Origin of the sequence: Actinokineospora bangkokensis (assembly GCF_001940455.1) — a bacterium.
GTDB classification, from domain to species: Bacteria; Actinomycetota; Actinomycetes; order Mycobacteriales; family Pseudonocardiaceae; genus Actinokineospora; species Actinokineospora bangkokensis.
Genome location: NZ_MKQR01000008.1, coordinates 53918 through 73410 on the forward strand (window position 1 = coordinate 53918; position 19493 = coordinate 73410).

The window sequence follows — 19493 nt, forward strand, 5'->3', positions numbered from 1 at the left end:
CCGTCAGGCCCCGCCCTCGTCGAGGGCGGGGCCTGACGCGTGTGTCAGGGCAGGCGGTCCGCGAGCAGCTGCGCCAGGTGCAGCGACTCCTTGCCGCGCAGGTCGTCGAGCTGGGTGCGGCAGGAGAACCCGTCGGCCAGGACGGGGGAGCCTGCGCGCAGCGCGGGCAGCAGCGCCGTCCGCGCCACGGCCACCGACACGTCGTGGTGGCCCTTCTCGACGCCGAAGTTGCCCGCGAGCCCGCAGCACCCGCCCACCGCCTCGACCTTCGCCCCAGCCGTGCGCAGCAGGGCTTCGTCCGCCTTCCAGCCCATCACCGCGCGGTGGTGGCAGTGCGGTTGCGCGACGAGGTCCACATCGGACAGGTCGGGCGGTGCCCAACCGGGTGTGCTCGTGAGCAGTTCCGCGAGGGTGAGCGTGGAGCCCTGGAGGGCCTGGGCGCGGGGGTCGTCGGGCAGCAGTTCGGCGGCGTCGCCGCGCAGCACCGCGGTGCAGGACGGTTCGAGGCCGACGACGGGGATGCCCGCGTCCAGCGCGGGTCCCACCGCGTCGAGGGTGCGCCGGAGCTGCCTGCGGGCCGTGTCGAGCTGGCCGGTGGAGATCCACGTGAGACCGCAGCACACCTGGCGGCCGGTGATCTCGACGCGGTAGCCGGCTGCCTGCAACACCTTGACGGCCGCGAGCCCGACCTCCGGGGTGAACGACTCGGTGAACGTGTCCACCCACAGCAGGACGCGCTTGTCCGCCTGGGGGGAGGGCGCGAACAGCCTGCGGAACCGCTTGGCGGCGAAGCGGGGCAGGTTCCGGCGCGGATCGATGCCCGCGGCGCGCTTCACGAAGTCGTTGCGCAGCAGGGTGTTCGCCACGGCGGGCACGCGGGAGGCGAGGCGGGCCGCCACGGGGAGCCACCCCAGCGAGTAGTGGGTGATCGGCCGCAGCTTGCCCCGGTAGCGGTTGTGCAGCACCTCGGACTTGTACGTCGCCATGTCCACACCGGCCGGACAGTCCGACGAACAGGCCTTGCACGACAGGCACAGGTCCAACGCCTCGTGCACGGCCGGGTCGGCCCAGTCCGGCCGGGCGCCGCCCACCATGTCCTGCAACAGCCGGGCGCGCCCGCGCGTGGAGTGCTGCTCCTGCCCGGTGGCGAGGAACGACGGGCACATCGCCCCGCCGGACGCGGTCAGGTCGGCCCGGCAGCGGCCGACGCCGACGCACCGGTGCACGGCCCGGGTCAGGTCGCCGGAGTCGTTCGGGAGCGCGAACCCCGTGGTGGCCAGGACCGGCAGGTGCGGGCCGACGCGCAGGTCGGCGTCGACGGGGGCGGGGTCGACGAGGACGCCGGGGTTGAGCCTGCCGTCGGGGTCCCACGCGCGCTTGACCCGCGCGGCCACGGCCAGCGCCCGCGGCGAGTAGACCCGCGAGAGCAGCTCACCGCGCGCCCGCCCGTCGCCGTGCTCCCCGGACAGCGAGCCGCCGTGCGCGGCCACCAGGTCGGCGGCGTCCTCCAGGAAGGCCCGCGTGCGGGCGGCGCCGCCGGGGGTGCGCAGGTCGAAGTCGAAGCGCCCGTGCACGCACCCGTCGCCGAAGTGCCCGTAGAGCAGGCCGTCGTAGTGGTGCTGGGCCAGCAGGGCGTCGAGGTCGCGCAGGTAGGCGCCGAGGCGGTCGGCGGGCACGGCCGCGTCCTCCCAGCCCGGCCACGCGTCCTGGCCCCCCGGGGTGCGCCCGGCCAGGCCCACGCCGTCGCTGCGGATCCGCCACATGCCCGCGACCTCGGTGGCGTCGGTGAGCACCCGGCCGTCGAGGGCGCCGGAGGCGGCGAGCACGGCCGCGGCCGCCGCCCGGGCCTCGGCGGGCGTGCCCCCGCCGGTCTCCACCAGCAGCCAGCCCGCGCCGCGCGGCAGGTCCGGCACGGCGCTGGGCCCCTTGCGGGAGACCACCACGTCGACCAGGCGCCGGTCCATGCCCTCCACGGCCAACGGGCCGAGCGCCACCATCGCCTGCGTGGCGTCGGCGGCGGTGGGCATGTCCGGGTAGCCGAGCACCGCCAGCGCCCGGGCGCGCGGCGCCTCCGCGAGCCGCACGACGGCTTCGAGCACGATGCCGAGCGTGCCCTCCGAACCCACCAGCGAGCGCGCCGCGTCGAACCCGCGTTCGGGCAGCAGCGCGTCGAGTGCGTAGCCGGAGGCCTGGCGGGGGAAGCGCCCGTGCTCGGTGCGCACCACGGCGAGGTCGGCGGCGATGACGGCCTTGAGCCGGCGGTCGAGGTCGGGGTCCCCGGTGGTGCCGTGGTCGGCCACCACCTGCGACCCGTCGGCGCGCAGCACGCGCAGCCGCTCGGTGTTGTCGCGGGTGTTGCCCCACGCCACGGCGTGCGCGCCGCAGGCGTTGTTGCCGATCATCCCGCCGAGGGTGCACCGGTCCGCGGTGGAGGGGTCCGGGCCGTAGAGCAGCCCGTGCGGGCGCGCCGCCCCCTGCAGGCTCGCCTGCACCACCCCCGGCTGCACGGTCGCGGTGCGCGCGTCGGGGTCGATGGCGGTGATGGCGTCGAGCGCGGTGAGGTCGAGCAGGACCGCGGGTCCGATGGCGTTGCCCGCCACCGACGTCCCGGCCCCGCGCGGGGTCACCGGCAGCCCGAGTTCGTGGCAGCGCCCCACGACCTCCGCCGCGTGCCCGGCCGAGGCGACCCGGACGACCGCCCGCGGCTCCACCCGGTAGTTCGACGCGTCCGAGGCGTACAGCCTGCGGGTGGCCGCGTCGGTGGCGACGCAGGGGCCGAGCAGCTCACGCAGCCGGTCGAGCGCGGTCAAGCGGTGCCTCCCTGGTCGGTCGTCCCCACACCTCGACCTTGCCACGAGCGGGTGCGCCGCAGGGCGGCCGATAAATGCTATCACCGAAAGTAGTTGTCCTATAACTGGCAGTTGTCGGCTCGTCGGACCGGGTGCCACGATGGGCTCCGGTGCAGGTCGGGGGACTGGGGGACCTTGTGGGCGGTGTGACGGGACCCGTGGGCGGCGTGCCGGAGGGCGGCTGGCGGCGGGCGCGCGGGTGCGGGCGGCAGCTCGACTGCGTGGAGGTGAACCCCCGGGTGGGCGCCGGCGTCGGCATCCGGGACTCCAAGGCGCCGAGCGCCGGGGTGCTGCTGCTGCCGTCCGCCGCGCTGGTCCGGCTGGTCGGCTTCCTCCGGGAACCCGCGTAATCGCACTCACCGCTTCGGGGGATTCGCGGGGGAGCGTTCTGGCCCAGCGTGGCTAGTCTTCGCGTCGTTCGCTGGATCGAGTGAAACGGAAGCAGACACCACAGTGGCATCCGACTACCCGGCACCCGCCAACCCGGCACCCGTCACCCCCGCAACGCCGAGGAGCTACGTCCGCGCGCTCCGCGAGGCGGCGGGGCTGACCCAGACCCAGCTCGCGGAGCTGTTGAGCTGCACGCAGAGCAAGATCAACAAAGTGGAGTCCGGGGAGACCCGGCTGACCTCCGCCGACCTCGACCGCGTCCTGCGCGCCCTGGCGGTGACCGGTCCCGAGGCGCAGCGCGTGCTCGCCCAGGTGCGGCGGGAGGAAGCGGAGTACAAGCGGCGGCCGCGGCGCGCCGAGGAGCGGTCCACCTCCTTCCAGCAGCTGCTGGAGCGCGAGCCCGAGGCCCAGGAGATCCTGGCGGTCACCGGGGAGCGGTTCCCCGGGCTGCTGCACGCCGAGCCCTACATGCGGGCCCTGTTCGGCTCCGACGACGCGGGCGAGGTCGAGCAGCGGGTGCGCGGGCGCGCGGCGCGGGCCCGGCTCTACGACCTCGACGACCCGCCGCGGCACCGGGTGCTGCTCGGGGAGGGCGCGCTGGCGCGGCTCGTGGCGGCCGCGCCCGCCGAGGTGGCGCTGGCGCAGCTGGAGCACCTGATCTCGATGGCCGAGCGCCACCCCGCCCTGCACCTGCGCCTGCTGCGGTTCGACGCGCCGCTGCCGGTGATGCCGCAGGACTTCACCGTGCTGCGCTTCCGCGACCGCAAGGACATCGCCTACCAGGAGTCGCCGGTGGAGGCGCGCGTCATCGCCAAGGCCGAGGACGTGCGCGGCCTCGTGCGCGAGTGGCACGAGGCCGCCGCCGCGGCGCTGGACGAGGAGGAGACGCTGGTGGTGCTCAAGGAGCGGGCCGCAGCGCTGCCGCGACGAACCGGCTGATCGCCCCCGGCGTGCCCGCCGGGTGGGTGTGCAGGTAGGAGGCGTGCACGCCGCGCCACGCGAAGCCCTCCCGGTGGGCGGTCCCGTCGGCCGCCTGCCACGCCCACGTCGGCGCCCCCGCCCCGGGCAGGGTGCGCGTGCGGTGGAACTCGTGGCCCGCGACCCGGGTGCCCTCGGCGTGCAGGGGCGTGGCCGTCGTGGCCACCGCGTCCCGGTAGCCCAGGGTCAGCCGGGGCGTCATCTCCGCCTCGGCGGGCAGCACCCCGCACATCGGCTGGCCGTCCAACTTGGACACCAGGTAGAGCAGGCCGCCGCACTCGGCGTGCACCGGGGCGCCCGCGGCGGCGAGGTCGGCCACGGCCGCGCGCAGCGGTTCGTTGGCCGACAGCGCTTCCGCGTGCGCCTCGGGGAAGCCGCCGGGCAGGACCAGGGCGGACGTGCCCGGCGGCAGCTCGGGGTCGTGCAACGGGTCGACGACGGCCACGTCCGCGCCCGCCGCCCGCAGCAGCTCGACGTGCTCGGCGTAGCCGAAGGTGAACGCCGGGCCGCCCGCCACGGCCACCACCGGGCGGCCCGCGACCGGGGTGACCTCGGCGGCCGGGTCCCACACCGGGCCGGGCAGCCCCGGCGCGCCGCGCGCCAGGTCGACCACCGCGGCGAGGTCCACCGACCCCTCGACCAGGTCGGCCATCGCCGCCACCGCGCGCACCGCCGGGTCGCCGTGCTCGGCCGCGGGCACCAGCCCCAGGTGCCGGGACGGCACGTCGACCTCCACCGCGCGGCGCACCGCGCCCAGCACCGGCAGGCCCACGTCCGCGCACGCCTCGCGCAGCACCTGCTCGTGCCGGTCCGACCCGACCTGGTTGAGCACCACGCCCGCGATCCGCACGCCGGGGCGGTAGGAGCGGAAGCCGTGCAGCAGCGCGGCCACGCTCGTGCTCTGCCCCCGGCAGTCCACGACCAGCAGCACCGGCGCGTCGAGCAGCCCGGCGACGTGCGCGGTGGAGCCGAACCCGCCCGCGTCGACCTGGTGGCCGATGCGCCCGTCGAACAGGCCCATCACGCCCTCCACCACGGCCAGGTCCGCCCCGCGCGCGCCGTGCCGGAACAGCGGCGCCACCCGGTGCTCGCCCACCAGCACCGGGTCGAGGTTGCGGCCCGGCCTGCCCGCGGCGAGGGTGTGGTAGCCGGGGTCGATGTAGTCCGGGCCCACCTTGAACGGGGCCACCACGTGCCCGCGGCGGCGCAGCGCGGCCACCAGGCCGGTGGCGATGGTCGTCTTGCCGCTGCCGGACCCGGGGGCGGCGACGACGAGCCTGGCTACCACTCGATGCCCCGCTGGCCCTTGGCCCCGGTGTCCATCGGGTGCTTGACCTTGGTCATCTCCACCACCAGGTCGGCGGCCTCGACCAGGGCGGCCGGGGCGTCCCGGCCGGTGATCACCACGTGCTGGTGGCCCGGCCGGTCGCGCAGCTCGGCCACCACCTCGTCGACATCGAGCCAGCCCCACTTGAGCGGGTAGGTGAACTCGTCGAGGACGTAGACGTCGTGCTCCTCGGCGCGCAGCCGCCTGCGGATCTCCGCCCACCCCTCGCGCGCGGCCTCGGCGTGGTCGGCCTCCTCCCCCTGCTTGCGCGACCACGACCAGCCCGCGCCCATCTTGTGCCACTGCACCGGGCCGCCCTCGCCGGTCTGCTCGTGCAGCCGGCCCAGGGCCAGCAGCGCGTTCTCCTCGCCGACCTTCCACTTGGCGGACTTGACGAACTGGAAGACCGCGGTCGACCAGCCCTGGTTCCACCCGCGCAGCGCCAGGCCGAACGCGGCGGTGGACTTGCCCTTCATCTCCCCGGTGTGCACCAGCAGCAGCGGCCGGTTGCGGCGCTGGCGGGTGGTGAGCCCGTCCTGGGGCACGGCGGTGGGCTTGCCCTGCGGCACGACGACCCCCTCAGGCGGCGCGCGCGGCCCGGACGACCCCGGCCACGCTGTCGGCGGACAGTTCCTCCAGGCGCAGCGGGGTGCCGCCGAGCGCGGCGGTCACCTTCGCGGCCAGGCCCAGGCGCACCGGCCCGGACTCGCAGTCGACGACCACCGCGGCCACCCCGTCGGCGGCCAGCAGGCCCCCGGCGCGCAGCGCGTCGGCCACCGCGTCGCCGCCGCGGCGCACCGGCACGGTCGCCCGGCCGTCGGTGACGACCACCAGCAGCGCCCGGCGGCGCGGGTCGCGCAGGCGCTCCACGCGCAGCACCTCGCGCGCCCGCAGCAGCCCGTCGCCGAGCGGGGTGCGCCCGCCGGTGCGCAGGTCGCGCAGGCGCGCCACCGCCGCCTCCACCGACGACGTCGGCGGCAGCGCCACCTCGGCGCCCGCGCCGCGGAAGGTCACCAGGCCCACCTTGTCCCGGCGCTGGTAGGCGTCGCGCAGCAGCGAGATCACCGCGCCGGTGACCGCGGACATGCGCTTGCGCGCGGCCATCGACCCGGACGCGTCCACCGCGAACAGCACCAGGTTGGACTCGCGGCCCTCGCGCACGGCCCTGCGGACGTCGCCGGGGCGCACCACCAGGCCGGGACCGCTGCGCCCCCGGGCGCGCTGGAACGGCGCCGCGGCCGTGAGCGTGCCGACGAGGTGGATGCCGGTGCCCTGGCCCGCGGCGGCGCGCAGCGCGCGGCCGGACCCCGCGCGCGAGCGCGACCGGCGGCCGGGCGCGCCCTCGCCCACACCGTCCACCTGCAACAGCCGGGCCCGGAAGGGCGCGTCCGGGGTGGCCGCCCGCTGGCCGGGCCCCTGGGCGCGGGCGTCGGCGTCGTCCGTCGGCGTGCCCGCCGCGGGCTGCGGCGGCACTGGCTGGTCTGCGGCGTCGGGGCCACCGGCTGTGCTGTCGGGGTTGTCGGGGGCGTCGGGGTTGTCGGGCAGGTCGGGGGAGTCGTGCGGGGCGCCGCCACCGGGACCGGGGTCGTCGTCGGGGTCGGGGCCCGCCGCGTCGGCGGCGTCCTGCAACGCCTGCTCCAGCTGCTGCTCGTCGAGCCCCGGCTCGTCGAACGGGTCGCGGCGGCGCCGGTGCGGCAGCGCGAGCCGGGCGGCCACGACCACGTCCTCCTCGGCGACGGCCTCGGCGCCGCGCCACGCCGCGTGCGCGCTCGCGGCGCGGGCGACCACCAGGTCCGCGCGCATCCCGTCCACGTCGAACGACGCGCACAGCGCCGCGATCCGGCGCAGCTCCCGGTCAGGCAGCACGACCTTCGGCAGCACCGCGCGGGCGGTGGCGATCCGCTGCGCCAGCTCCGCGTCGGCGGCGCGCCAGCCCTCGGCGAAGCCCGCCGGGTCGGCCTCGAACGCCAACCGCCTGCGCACCACCTCGGTCCGGGTGTCCACGTCGCGGGAGGCCCGCACCTCCACGGTGAGCCCGAACCGGTCGAGCAGCTGCGGGCGCAGCTCGCCCTCCTCCGGGTTCATCGTGCCCACCAGCAGGAACGACGCCGCGTGCGCCACCGACACGCCCTCCCGCTCGACGTGCGCGCGACCCATGGCCGCGGCGTCGAGCAGCAGGTCGACCAGGTGGTCGTGCAGCAGGTTGACCTCGTCGACGTAGAGCACCCCGCGGTGCGCGGCGGCCAGCAGGCCCGGCTGGTAGGCCCGCACTCCCTCGGTCAGCGCCCGCTCCAGGTCCAGCGACCCGATCAGCCGGTCCTCGGTCGCGCCCACCGGCAGCTCCACCAGCCGCGCGTCGCGGGAGGTGGGCCGGGGGTCGTCGTGCGGGCCGTCCGGGCAGCGCGGGTCGGGGGCGGCCGGGTCGCAGCCGAACCGGCAGCCCGCCACCACCGCCACGGGCGGCAGCAGCGCGGCCAGCGCGCGCACCACGGTCGACTTGGCGGTGCCCTTCTCGCCCCGCACCAGCACGCCGCCGATGCCCGGGTGCACCGAGTTCAGCAGCAGGGACAGCCGCAGGTCGTCGTGGCCGACGACGGCGGAGAAGGGGAAGCCGGGGGCGTGCGCAGTCACCAGCGGTGATCCTCACTCCGGGTCCGCGCCCGGGTCGGTCGTGGCAGGGGGCGGGTCTCCTGGCTCCCGGGTCACCGCGCCCCCGCCGCCTTCCCGGGGCACGCGGCCCCAGTGGCACACCTGGCGGTGGCACTACCCGGTCACAGTGGCGGGACCGCACCGGATTCGCACCGGTTTCCCCGCTTCCCCTGCTTGGTCTGCCCGCGATCGTCGCACCCCGCGCCACCGGGTCACAAGCGGCGTGGTGTGCGTCTCTGCGCGCCGCGCCGCTGATCGCCCGCGGGCGCGGGCGTCCGCCGGGGCGCGGTCAGGGACGCGCGCCCAGCGTGGTGCCCGGGTGCACCACCGCCCCTCCGGCGGCCGTGGGGACGAGGGGGCGGGTGGTGCTTTCGGCGGAAGACCGCCTAGCGTCTGTCGGCGTGGTGACAGTGGTGGGCGTCGGCGCGGACGGCTGGGCGGGTCTCGCCCCGGTGGCGCGGCGGGCGTTGGCGGCGGCGGAGGTCGTGGTCGGGTCGACCCGCCAGCTCGACCTGCTCCCCGCGGCGTGCGCCGCCGAGCGGGTGGCGTGGCCGACGCCGCTGCTGCCCGCGGTGGCGCCGCTGCTCGCCGCGCACGCCGACAAGCGGCTGTGCGTGCTGGCCAGCGGCGACCCGATGTTCTTCGGCATCGGCGCGACGCTGGCCCGGCACACGGCCGTGCACGTGCTCCCGCACCCGTCCTCGGCGTCGCTGGCGTGCGCCAGGATGGGCTGGGCCCTCGACCGCGTGACCGTGGTGAGCACCGTGGCGCGCCCAGTGGAGCGGCTGCACTCGGCGCTGCACCCGGGCAGCCGCGTCCTGGTGCTCAGCGAGGGGGAGGCCACGCCCGCCGCGGTCGCGGAGCTGGTCACCGCGCGCGGCTTCGGCGCCAGCCCGATGACCGTGCTGTCCGACCTCGGCTCACCGGACGAGGACGTGCTGCGCGCCACCGCGGCGACCTGGGCGGGGCGGGTCAGCCCGCTCAACGTCATCGCCGTCGAGTGCGTGGCCGACCCCGGCGCCCGCCTGCTGCCCGCGGTGCCCGGCCTGCCCGACGACGTCTACGAGCACGACGGCCAGATCACCAAGCGCGAGGTGCGGGCGCTGACGGTGTCCTCGCTGGCGCCCGAACCCGGGCAGCTGCTCTGGGACGTCGGCGCCGGCTCGGGCAGCGTGGGCATCGAGTGGTCGCGCGTGGACCCCACCTGCCGGGCCATCGCCGTCGAGCCGCGCGCCGACCGCGCCGACCGGGTGGAGCGCAACGCCGCCGCGCTGGGGGTGCCCGAGCTGCGGCTGGTGCGCGGCGCCGCCCCGGCCGCGCTGGCCGACCTGCCCACCCCCGACGCGGTGTTCGTCGGCGGGGGCGTGACGGTCGACGGCGTGGTGGACGCGTGCTGGGACGCCCTGCGCCCGGGCGGGCGGGTCGTCGTCAACGCCGTGACCCTGGAGTCCGAGGCGCTGGTGGCGCGCTGGCACGCGGCGGTCGGCGGCGCGCTGACCAGGCTGTCGGTGGCCAGGGCCGCCCCGATCGGCGGCTTCACCGGCTGGCGCCAGGCCATGCCGATCACCCAGTGGGTCGCGGTCAAGCCCGCGGGGCCCGAGAGCGGGGAGGACCAGTGACCGTCCACTTCATCGGTGCCGGGCCGGGCGCGGCCGACCTGATCACCGTGCGCGGGCAGCGGGTCGTGTCCAGCGCGCCGGTGTGCCTGTACGCGGGCGCGCTGGTGCCGGTCGAGCTGCTGGAGCTGTGCCCGCCGGGCGCCCGCGTGGTCGACACCGCCGACCTCACCCTGGACGAGATCGTCGCGGAGCTGGTCGCCGCGCACGCCGCCGGGCACGACGTGGCGCGGCTGCACTCCGGCGACCCGTCGGTGTTCAGCGCCGTGCACGAGCAGATGCGCCGCCTCGACGCCGCCGGGGTGCCCTACGAGGTCGTCCCCGGCGTCCCGGCCTTCGCCGCCGCGGCAGCCAGCCTCAAGACCGAGCTGACCGTGCCCGCGGTGGGGCAGACCGTGGTGCTCACCCGCACCTCCGCCCGCGCGACGCCGATGCCCGCCGGGGAGGACCTGGCCACCCTCGGCGCGTCCCGGGCGACGATGGTGCTGCACCTGGCCGTGCAGCGGATCACCGAGGTCGTCGCGGAGCTGGTGCCCAACTACGGCGCCACCTGCCCGGTCGCGGTCGTGGCCTACGCCTCCCGCGCCGACGAGGTCGTCCTGCGCGGCACGCTCGCGGACATCGCCCAGCAGGTCGCGGACGCGGGCGTCAAGCGCACCGCCGTGATCATCGTCGGGCGCGTGCTCAACCCCGACGGCTACTGCGAGAGCCACCTGTACTCGGTGGACCGGGACCGCCGGTGAAGGTGCTCGTGCTCGGCGGCACCGCCGAGGCCCGCGAGCTGGCCGCCGCCCTGGACGGGGCCGGTGTGCGCGTGGTGTCCTCGCTGGCGGGCCGGGTGCAGCGGCCGCGGCTGCCCGTGGGGGAGGTGCGGGTGGGCGGGTTCGGCGGGCCGGAGAAGCTGGCCGAGCACCTGCGCGCCGAGGGCTACGACGCCGTGGTGGACGCCACCCACCCGTTCGCGGAGCGGATCAGCGCCTCCGCCGCCCGCGCCAGCGACCTGTCCGGGGTGCCGCTGGTGGTGCTGCGCCGCCCCGGGTGGGCCGAGCGCGCGGGCGACACCTGGCACTGGGTGGACGACCTGCCCGCCGCCGCGGCCGCGCTGCCCGACCTCGGCGGCCGGGTCTTCCTCACCACCGGCCGCCAGGGGCTGCCCGCCTTCGCCGCCTGCCCGCAGTGGTTCCTGGTGCGCTGCGTCGACCCGCCGGACCCGCCGCTGCCCGCCCGCCACGAGCTGCTGCTCGATCGCGGTCCGTACACGCCGGAGGGGGAGCTGGCGCTGATGCGCGCGCACGCCATCGAGGTCCTGGTGACCAAGGACAGCGGTGGGCCGCTCACCTCCGCCAAGCTCGACGCCGCCCGTGAGCTGGGCGTCCCCGTCGTCGTGGTGCGCCGACCGGAGCCCGCGGCCGGACCGGTCGCCACCGGGGTCGCCGAGGTCGTCCGGTTGCTCACCCAGGGTGACGGGTGAAAGATCGGACCAATGTTGCCGGACGGGCGGGCGGGGCGTAGGTTCGCGCCTTGGCCGGGCCGACCCGGCCGGACCGCGCGCACGAGGAGGTGGGCGGATGGCGGTCGACCTGGCGCACCTGGCGCACCGGCTGGCCGAGCAGGCCACCCGCGAGCCCGGCACCGGGCGGCTGCGGCTGCCCACCGAGCGCGAGCTGGTGGCGTCGCTGGAGCTGACCAGGGGTGTGCTGCGCGAGCAGCTCACCGTGCTGGAGATGCTCGGCTTCCTGGAGCGCACCCAGGGCCGCGGCTCCTACCTGCGGGTGCCCGACGGCGGTTTCATCCAGCTCTACTTCGACCTGTCCACCCAGCTCGGGCACCTCAGCACCGGCCAGTTCCGCTCCGCCCGCGAGCTGATCGAGCTCTCGGTGGCCGAGTCGGCCGCCCGCACCGCCACCCCCGAGCAGGTCGCGGGTCTGCGCGCGCTGGTCGACACCATGGTCGAGGCCAGCGCGGCGGGCGACGAGGCGCAGGCGCTGGAGGCCGACCTGGAGTTCCACCGCACGCTCTACCGGGTGGTCGACAACCCGATCTTCACCATCGTGCTCGACGGGCTGCGCCACGCCATGCGCTCGGAGGTGGTCGAGCGGCGGCGCGCGGCCACCGAGCACCTGCCGGTGGAACCGGGCCAGACCCGCGTCGTCGACACCGTGCACCACGAGGTCGTCGACGCCGTCGAGGCCCGCGACCCCGACGCCGCCCGCGCGGCGATGCGCCGCCACTTCGAGGTCTGGTCGTCGACGGTCCAGCCCCCCGCGGCAGGCTGACCACCAACCCGACCCGGCCCGCGCGGACGGCCCGAGACACCGGGCAGCGGGCCGTCCACGGCCCGCACGCGCGAGTCGGGTCAGGCCGAGCCGATGACGGAGCTGTTGTCGATCTTCCACACCCCGGACTCGGCCACCAGGGTGAACCGGGTGCGCTCGTTGCTGGTGGCGCCGTTGGTGCGGGTGTAGGTGATCGTGGCGTCGACGGTGTTGGGGCCGCTGGCGACGACGCCGGAGGCCGACACCGACCGGAAGCCGCTCCAGAACCGCTGGTAGGAGGCGTACCCGCCCGCCGTGCGGGCCTGGTAGCGGCTGGTCAGGCGGTTCCAGTTGACCTCGGTGCCGCCGGGCATCACCGCGTAGTAGTCGGTGATGGCCGCGACGCGGGCCTCCGGGCTGTCGGCCGGGGCGCCCGCCGGGGCCGACGTGCTCGGCGGGGCGGTCGACGACGGGGGCGGGGTGGTCGTGGTCGTCGTCGTGGTGGGCGGCGCCGGGGGAGCGGGGGCCTGGCTGGCCTCGCCCCCGGTGGTGGTGGCCGGGGCGGTCTCGGTGACGTAGTCGGTGGGCGGGGCCGCGACCGGTTCGGTGCCGGAGTCGCGGTTGAGCACGACGACGATCACCGCGATGGCGAGCGCCACCACCAGCGCCGCGGCGCCGATGAGCACCCCCGTCTTGCGGTTGTTCCCGTCGCCGTCCTTGTCACCGCCGTCCGGCTCCGGCTCGCGCACCGGGGGCAGCGCCGTGGTGGCCGCCGGGGTCAGCTTCGTCGGCTCCGGGACCGGCTCCGCCGGGGTGAACTGGGCGGTGCGCAGCGGCGGGGCGATCTGCGTCGGGACGTCGGCGGCGGCCCAGTCGCGGCTGGTGAGCACGTCGCGCACCTTGGCCATCGTGGGCCGGGCCGCGGGGTCGGTGGCCAGCATGCCCAGCAGCAGGTCTGTCATCGGCCCCGCGTTGCGCGGCGGGTCGACCCGGCCGGACGCGGCGCGGTGCAGCACCGCCATCGTGTTCTCCTGTGCGCCGTAGGGCGAGTGGCCCTCCACGGCGGCGTAGAGGGTCGCGCCCAGGGAGAACACGTCCGAGGCGAAGGTGGCCGACCCGCCCTGGGCGACCTCGGGGGACAGGTAGGCGGGGGTGCCCGCGATGTTCGTGGTGGTCGTGCCGGTGACGTCCTCGACCAGCCGGGAGATGCCGAAGTCGGTGATCTTGACGGTGTTGTCGTGGCCGAGCAGCACGTTGCCCGGCTTGACGTCGCGGTGCACCACGCCCACGTCGTGCGCGGCGGCGAGCGCGGCGGCCACCTGCGCGCCGATGGCGGCGACCTCGTCCAGCGGCAGCGTGCCCTGCTCGCGCAGCACCACCGACAGGTTCGTCGACGGCACGTGCTCCATCACCAGGTACGGCGTGCCCTCGTCCTCGACCACGTCGAAGACGGTGATCGAGGAGGTGTGCTGGAGCTTCGCCGCGATCCGGCCCTCGCGCACCGCGCGGCGGGTGACCTCGTCGACCTCCGGCGCCGTGAGCGACGGGGGCACGGTCAGCTGCTTGACCGCGACCGTGCGGTGCAGGCGCTCGTCGTAGGCCTGCCACACCACGCCCATGCCGCCCGCGCCCAGCTGCTTGGACAGCCGGTACCGCCCGGCGACAAGCCGGTCCCCACTCTCAGCACCCACCACGCCTCAAGAATGACACGAACGACGGACGCCCAAACAGGAACCGCCCCCGCTCGGCGTGGCGCGGGCCCGCTCAGCCCGCCGCGGGTCTGAAGTGGAGGGTGTGCCCGATGCCCAGGTCCAGCTCGCCCGCGGTGAGCACGGCGTCCGAGCTGATCAGCACGTTCAGGTGGTTGGGGGCGTGGCACTCGTCGAACCCGGCGACCACGCCGACCCGCCTGCCGCCATCGGTCCAGACCTCGTCGCCGCGGTGCAGCACGGTCGGCTCGGGGAACGCCGCGAAGCCGAGGAAGCCCACCGCGTCCACCCGGTCGCCCGCCGCCCGCGGCCGGTCGGTGGTGGTCACCAGCTCGTGCACGTGCCCGGCGGGCACGCACCGGGAGTCCCACGGCGACAGCACCATCCCCCGGTCGTCGCGGGAGTGGAACATCAGGGTCACCATCCGCGCCCGCGCGTCGGCCTTGCGGCGCATCCGCGGCCGCCCCTCCTTGGCCCGCGCCACCCGGTAGGCCGCCGCGACCAGCTCCACCAGCGCGGGACCGGGGTCCCCGGTGCGGCCGGACCCCACCGCGGCGCGGAAGTCGGCCAGCACGCCGCGGTACTCGTGCGCCAGCGACGCCTTGAACCCCGGGAACCCGGCCAGCAGGTCGGCGGTGCGGGAGGTGCCGTCGCGCAGGTGCACGGTGACGTCCTTGACCTCCCCGGCGGGCAGCGCCCAGTCCAGCTCCACCCGCACCGGCACCCCGCCCGCGTCCAGGTCCAGCTCCGCGCAGTGCTCGGCCCCCGCGCGCACGTCGCCGACGGTGGCGTCGACCAGCGCGAGGTCGCCCAGCAGCAGGCGCACGGCGTCGAGGGCGTTCGGCCCGTTGTCGGCCAGGCAGCCGCCGCCGCAGCGCGCCGGGTCGAGGTACCAGCCCTCGCCGCCGGTGTGCTCGGTGATGTCCTCGTGGTAGCGGGCGGTGACCCGGGCGATCTCCTCGCGCGGGGGCAGCGCCTGGGCGAGCGCGCGCAGGTTGTCGTTGTAGCGGCGGTGGAAGGCGGTGAACAGCACCGCCCCGCCCGCGCGCGCCGCGTCCACCAGCGACCGGGCGTCGGCGGGGTCGGTGGTCAGCGGCTTCTCGCAGCACACCGCGATGCCCCGCGCCAGCGCCGCCCTGGCCACCTCGGCGTGCAGGTCGTTGGGCAGGGTGAGCACGACGGCGCTGACCAGGCCGGAGTCCAGCAGCTCGTGGGTGTCGGTGAAGGTCGCCACGCCCGCGGCGGCGGGCTCGACCAGCCGGTCGGGGTCGAGGTCGCAGACCGCGGCCAGGGTGGTGCGGTCGTCGGCGGCGATGGCGTCGAGGAAGTACCGCGAGATGGTGCCCAGACCGATCAGGCCGACCTTCACCGCCGCGCCCCCGGGGTGCCGCCGTCCACCGCCGCGCCCTCGCGCCGGACGTGCGCGCCGAACGCGCGCACCAGCGCGCGCACCCGGTCGGCGTAGTCGTCGAGGTCGTCGAGGCGGACGTGCTCGTTCGGGGTGTGCGCGCCGTCGCGGTCGAGCTGACCCGGCCCGCAGGCCACCACGTACCGGTCGCGGCCCGGCGCCCAGATGGCGTCGCAGGTGAACGCCGTCCCGTCGGCCACCCCGTCGTGGCGGACCAGCCCGGCCTCGGCCAGCACCGCCTCCATCACCGGGTCGCGGTTGGCCAGCGGCGGCAGCCCGCGCTTGACCCAGCTCAGCCGCACCACCCGCGACCAGTCCGCCACCAGCCTGGCCACCAGCGGGTTGTCGCCGAAGCGGTCGGCCAGCTCCGCCCCCGCCCCGGCCACCACCCGCTCCACCTGCTCGGCGAGGGCCGCGGCGGTGGCGTGGTCGTGGTAGGCGATGTTGAGCTTGAGCGCGCCCGTGCCGTAGACGCGGTTGTGCGCCCGGCCGGTGTGCACGCCCGCCACGCACACCCTCGCCCCCGCGCGCTCGGCCCGCGGCCCCAGCCGCTCCGCGAGCAGGGTGGCCAGCAGCCCGAGCGCGATGGTGGCGTTGTGCCCGTCCGCGGGCCGGTCGTCGGTGCTGCCGGTGCCCGCGACGGTGACGACCGGGGTCATGGTGGCGCTGCACGCGTCGAGCACCCGGCCACCGGTCGGTTCCGCGAACACCATCAGCCTGCCGACGCACCCGGTCTCCACCAGCCACCGCGTGCCCAGCACCCCGGCCGCGCCGCCCTCCTCGCCGGGCACCGACGCCACCAGCACCTCGATCCAGTCGGCCAGCCCGGGGTCCTCGTCGAACGCGCGCCGCACCCCCACCAGCGCCGCGACCCCGGGCCCCTTGTCGTCCACCGCCCCGCGCCCGTGCAGCACCCGGCCCTCCAGCCGCGGCGGCACGTGCGGGCCGACGGTGTCCATGTGGAAGTTCAGCACCAGCCGCCGCTCGGTGGGCCGCGGCCGCCCCAGCCCCACGACCAGGCACGGCTGCGCGGCGAGGAACCCGGCCGGGTCGCCCGCGGCCACCTCCCGCACCGCCCCGGGCACGTCCGGCCGGTCCAGCTCCGCCACCGGCGGGCTGTCCCACCGCCGCAGCCCGAAGCCCCGCTCGGCCGCGCCGCCCGCGAACGCGCTCTGCGCCCGCTCGAACCCCGCCAGGTCCCCGCCCTCCAGCGGCGAGACCGTCGGGATCGACACCAGCTCCAGCAGCCAGTCCAGGTCCACCCGCCGCAGCACCGTCACCGCGCCGTCACCCCGCCGCCGCGGGGACACCGGCCACCAGCGACCGGAAGGAGTGCACGCAGTCCGCGTAGGCCCGCGCCCGGCGCACCGGGTCGTCGGCCACGCCGAGGTGCGGGGCCACCCCGACGTGCGGCTCCAGGCTGAACCACCCCCGGTAGCCGGAGTCGAGCAGCAGCCCCACGCACTCGGCCACCTGCGCGGTGCCGGACCCCGGCGCGCAGAACACGGCCGCGCCCGCCTGCCGCCGCCCGTCCTTGACGTGCACGTGCTCGACGTGGGGCAGCACCTCGCGCAGGAACGGCAGGCCCGGGTACCCGTGCGCCACGCCGTTGCCGGTGTCGAACAGCAGCCGCAGCGCCGGGCTGTCCACCTCGGCGAGCAGGTCGAGCGCGCGCCGCGCGCTCCGGCCCGCCCAGCCCGCGCAGTTCTCGTGCAGCAGGGTCACCCCCAGGCCCTCGGCGATGCCCGCCAGCAACCGCACGCGGGTGACGACGGCCGCCCGCCAGTCGTGCTCCGAGCGCCCGTCGTTGGGGTAGGACATGATCCGCAGGTACCGGCAGCCCAGCCTGCGCGCGACCCGCGCGGACCGGCCCAGGACGTGCGCGTCGGCGGCCGCGTCGGTGCCGATGCTGGTGGACCAGTCCCCGAGCGGGGTGTCGACCACCGGCACGCGCAGGCCGTCGAGGAGGTCGACGAGCCGGTCGACCTCGGGGTCGGACAGCTCGTGCACCCGCCTGCCGCCCACCGACCGCAGCTCGATGCCGTCCAGGCCGAGCTGCTTGTGCGCGGCGACCTGCTGGGCCGCGGAATCCGCTGCCTCGTCTCCGATCCCGCACACGCGGATGTCCCCACCGCGGATGTCCATCGTCACCCCGAGCCTCCCACTGTCCTGGCGGGACAACAGCTACCACCGCGGCGGACCCGGGCGCGCGCTCATCCACACGATGGTGTGTGACCGGTGGGTTGGCCCGGCGCCGGGCCTGAACGCCCACCGGGCAGGACGAGGAGCGGGGCGCCCGGCTCGGTGCCGGGCGCCCCGCCGTCCGCCCTATCAGGTGGTCAGGCTGTCAGGCGGTCAGGTCGTACACGGTGTAGTTGCCGACGGTCGAGGCGGTGAAGTTCTCCTGCACCCAGGTGGCGATCTCGGTGCCGGTGGAGCCCCCGCCCAGGCCACCCCCGCCCCTGCCGCCGCCCGCGACGTAGTAGGTGATCTCGCCGTTCGCCACGGCCGCCTGGAACTGCGCGAGCGTGGGGGCGTCGTCGGTGCCGCTCCACCCGCCGATCGCGATCACGGCCCTGCCGCCGGCGATCTCCAGGCCCGCGGCGGTCTGCGACCCCGACACCGCCGCCGCCCACCTCGTCGTGGTCGTGGCCAGCAGCGCGCTGAGCGGGTCGCCCTGGGTGGACCCGCCCGCTCCCGGGCCCGTGCCGCCCGCCGAGGACGGGCCGGAGGTGGGGATGGAGCCGCCGTGGGCGACCGAGGACGTGGTGACCGCGTAGGCGGCCGTGCCCAGCCCCGCGGTCAGCACCGAGGCGGCGACCAGGACCACCGCCGCGCGGCGGGTGGTGGCGAAGCCGACCACCAGGACCGTGGTGACCACCAGGCCCACCGCGACGACCACGAACTTGAGCCACGGCAGGTAGTCGGCGTCGCGGGCCAGGAGCACGTAGCTCCACACCGCGGTCACCGCGACCATGCCCGCCAGCCAGTGGCGGGCGGTGGCCGACCCGCGGCCGCGCCAGAGCTCGCGGCCCGCGATGCCGACGAGGGCGGCGATGGCCGGCGCCAGGGCGACGGCGTAGTAGGGGTGGGTGGTGCCGCTCATGAAGCTGAAGACCAGCGCGGTGACCAGCAGCCAGCCACCCCACAGCAGCAGCGCGGCGCGGGTGCGGTCGGTGCGGGGCGCGCGGCGGGTCAGCCACAGGCCCGCCACGAGGCCGACCAGGGCGGCCGGGAGCAGCCAGGAGACCTCGCTGCCGAAGGCGGAGCCGAACATCCGGAACAGGCCGGTGCTGCCGCCGAAGCCGGTGCCGCCCCCACCGCCCCCGTTGCCCTCACCGCCGAGGATGCGGCCGAGGCCGTTGTAGCCCAGCGCCAGTTCCAGCAGGCTGTTCGTCGTGGACCCGCCGATGTACGGGCGGCTGCTCGCGGGCCACAGCTCCACCAGGGCGATGTACCAGCCCGCGGCGGCGATCACGGCGGCCAGCGCCCCGGCCAGGTGTGCCAAGCGCTTGCCGACCGAGGTGGGGGCGGCGACCAGGTAGACCAGCGCGAAGGCGGGCAGCACGAGGAAGCCCTGCATCATCTTGGTGAGGAAGGCGAACCCGATCGCCACCCCGGCGAGCGCCAGCCACGTGCCGCTTGCCTTCTCCGTGGCGCGGGTGACGCAGTAGGCCGCGGCGACCATCAGCAGGACCAGCAGCGCGTCCGGGTTGTTGAAGCGGAACATCAGCACCGCCACCGGGGTGAGCGCCAGGGCGGCGCCCGCCACCAGCCCCGCCGCCGGGCCGCTGACCCGCTTGACGGTGGCGTGCAGCAGGCCGACGGCGGCCACGCCCATCAGCGCCTGGGGGAGCAGCACCGAGAAGCTGGAGAAGCCGAGAACCCTGGCGAACGCCGTGGCCACCCACAGCGCGGCGGGCGGCTTGTCGACGGTGATGGCGTTGCCGGAGTCGAGCGAGCCGAACAGCCACGCCTTCCAGCTCTGCGTGCCCGCCTGCACCGCGGCGGCGTAGAACTCGTTGCCGTAACCGGACGCGGTGAGGTTCCAGGTGTAGAGCACGGCGGTCATCGCCAGCAGGACCAGCAGCGCGGGGCGGGCCCAGGAGGGGTCCGAGGCCGGTCCGCGCAGCACGCGCCGCCGGCGCGGCACCGGGGGAGCGTGGTCGGCCGCGCGGTGGCGGGCCCCCGGCTCCAGCCGGGACAGCAGGGTGGTCATGTCGGTGCTCGTTCCTCTCGGGAAGGGGTGGGGTCAGGCCGCGTGGACGGCGGGCAGGGCGGTCGGGTCGGCGACCCGCGGCACGCCGTGGCG

At 76.5% G+C, this 19493-nt stretch carries 15 protein-coding genes and 1 riboswitch; of the genes, 6 read left to right on the forward strand and 9 right to left on the reverse strand.

Annotation, left to right across the window (positions count from 1 at the left end; all coding sequences use genetic code 11):
* Positions 1-44: 44 nt before the first annotated feature.
* Positions 45-2810, reverse strand: coding sequence for an FAD-binding and (Fe-S)-binding domain-containing protein (locus tag BJP25_RS08050; protein ID WP_233157967.1), 2766 nt, complete (start codon positions 2808-2810; stop codon positions 45-47).
* A 185-nt stretch (positions 2811-2995) separates the two neighbouring features.
* On the opposite strand from BJP25_RS08050, the gene BJP25_RS08055 reads away from it, so the two are divergent.
* Positions 2996-3199, forward strand: a complete 204-nt coding sequence (locus BJP25_RS08055; RefSeq protein ID WP_233157968.1) for a DUF397 domain-containing protein — start codon at positions 2996-2998, stop codon at positions 3197-3199.
* Between the two features lie 103 nt (positions 3200-3302).
* Positions 3303-4178: a Scr1 family TA system antitoxin-like transcriptional regulator gene (locus BJP25_RS08060; RefSeq protein ID WP_075974195.1), complete on the forward strand. Its 876-nt coding sequence runs from the start codon at positions 3303-3305 to the stop codon at positions 4176-4178.
* Here BJP25_RS08060 and BJP25_RS08065 read toward each other — a convergent pair.
* Genes BJP25_RS08065 through BJP25_RS08075 form a run of 3 tightly spaced genes read right to left on the reverse strand, consistent with a single transcriptional unit; the run spans position 4138 to position 8175 of the window.
* On the reverse strand, positions 4138-5505 hold the full coding sequence (locus tag BJP25_RS08065) for a cobyrinate a,c-diamide synthase (RefSeq protein ID WP_075974196.1): 1368 nt from the start codon (positions 5503-5505) through the stop codon (positions 4138-4140). The two genes, BJP25_RS08060 and BJP25_RS08065, sit on opposite strands and share 41 nt — an antisense overlap.
* Complete coding sequence (gene cobO / locus BJP25_RS08070; protein WP_075974197.1) at positions 5499-6113, reverse strand: cob(I)yrinic acid a,c-diamide adenosyltransferase; 615 nt, start codon at positions 6111-6113, stop codon at positions 5499-5501. The genes BJP25_RS08065 and cobO overlap by 7 nt, the downstream gene beginning before the upstream one ends.
* A gap of 10 nt (positions 6114-6123) precedes the next feature.
* Positions 6124-8175, reverse strand: coding sequence for a putative cobaltochelatase (locus BJP25_RS08075; protein ID WP_075974198.1), 2052 nt, complete (start codon positions 8173-8175; stop codon positions 6124-6126).
* A gap of 53 nt (positions 8176-8228) precedes the next feature.
* A riboswitch (cobalamin riboswitch) is annotated at positions 8229-8355 on the reverse strand.
* Between the two features lie 239 nt (positions 8356-8594).
* Between BJP25_RS08075 and cbiE the strand changes: the two genes are divergently transcribed.
* The 4 genes from cbiE to BJP25_RS08095 all read left to right on the forward strand — a co-directional run bounded on the left by cbiE (position 8595) and on the right by BJP25_RS08095 (position 12085).
* Entirely contained in the window at positions 8595-9812 is a 1218-nt protein-coding gene (gene cbiE / locus BJP25_RS08080) for a precorrin-6y C5,15-methyltransferase (decarboxylating) subunit CbiE (RefSeq protein ID WP_233157969.1), read from the forward strand.
* Positions 9809-10552, forward strand: coding sequence for a precorrin-4 C(11)-methyltransferase (cobM, locus tag BJP25_RS08085; protein WP_075974199.1), 744 nt, complete (start codon positions 9809-9811; stop codon positions 10550-10552). Before cbiE ends, cobM begins: the two co-directional genes overlap by 4 nt.
* Positions 10549-11280 carry a cobalt-precorrin-6A reductase gene (locus tag BJP25_RS08090; protein WP_084793788.1) on the forward strand — a complete coding sequence of 244 codons (732 nt, stop codon included), beginning with the start codon at positions 10549-10551 and terminating at the stop codon, positions 11278-11280. Before cobM ends, BJP25_RS08090 begins: the two co-directional genes overlap by 4 nt.
* Before the next feature lie 97 nt (positions 11281-11377).
* Positions 11378-12085 carry a FadR/GntR family transcriptional regulator gene (locus BJP25_RS08095; protein WP_075974200.1) on the forward strand — a complete coding sequence of 236 codons (708 nt, stop codon included), beginning with the start codon at positions 11378-11380 and terminating at the stop codon, positions 12083-12085.
* Between the two features lie 80 nt (positions 12086-12165).
* On the opposite strand, the gene BJP25_RS08100 is transcribed toward BJP25_RS08095, so the two are convergent.
* From BJP25_RS08100 to BJP25_RS08120, 5 genes are all read right to left on the reverse strand, one after another.
* Complete coding sequence (locus BJP25_RS08100) at positions 12166-13755, reverse strand: serine/threonine-protein kinase (RefSeq protein ID WP_075974201.1); 1590 nt, start codon at positions 13753-13755, stop codon at positions 12166-12168.
* 73 nt (positions 13756-13828) lie between these two features.
* On the reverse strand, positions 13829-15142 hold the full coding sequence (locus tag BJP25_RS08105; protein ID WP_075974202.1) for a Gfo/Idh/MocA family protein: 1314 nt from the start codon (positions 15140-15142) through the stop codon (positions 13829-13831).
* On the reverse strand, positions 15139-16461 hold the full coding sequence (locus tag BJP25_RS08110; RefSeq protein ID WP_075974296.1) for a M20 family metallopeptidase: 1323 nt from the start codon (positions 16459-16461) through the stop codon (positions 15139-15141). Before BJP25_RS08110 ends, BJP25_RS08105 begins: the two co-directional genes overlap by 4 nt.
* A gap of 7 nt (positions 16462-16468) precedes the next feature.
* Positions 16469-17326, reverse strand: coding sequence for a sugar phosphate isomerase/epimerase family protein (locus tag BJP25_RS08115; RefSeq protein ID WP_075974203.1), 858 nt, complete (start codon positions 17324-17326; stop codon positions 16469-16471).
* Positions 17327-17528: 202 nt separating this feature from the next.
* The gene (locus tag BJP25_RS08120; RefSeq protein ID WP_075974204.1) at positions 17529-19400 is read right to left on the reverse strand and encodes a glycosyltransferase family 39 protein; all 1872 of its coding nucleotides are present in this window, start codon (positions 19398-19400) and stop codon (positions 17529-17531) included.
* Between the last annotated feature and the right edge of the window lie 93 nt (positions 19401-19493).

Bases quoted from the DNA above. Each gene is read 5' to 3' on its own strand.
- BJP25_RS08115 (WP_075974203.1), bottom strand. From the start codon at position 17,326: ATGGACATCCGCGGTGGGGACATCCGCGTGTGCGGGATCGGAGACGAG.
- BJP25_RS08120 (WP_075974204.1), bottom strand. From the start codon at position 19,400: ATGACCACCCTGCTGTCCCGGCTGGAGCCGGGGGCCCGCCACCGCGCG.
- BJP25_RS08095 (WP_075974200.1), top strand. From the start codon at position 11,378: ATGGCGGTCGACCTGGCGCACCTGGCGCACCGGCTGGCCGAGCAGGCC.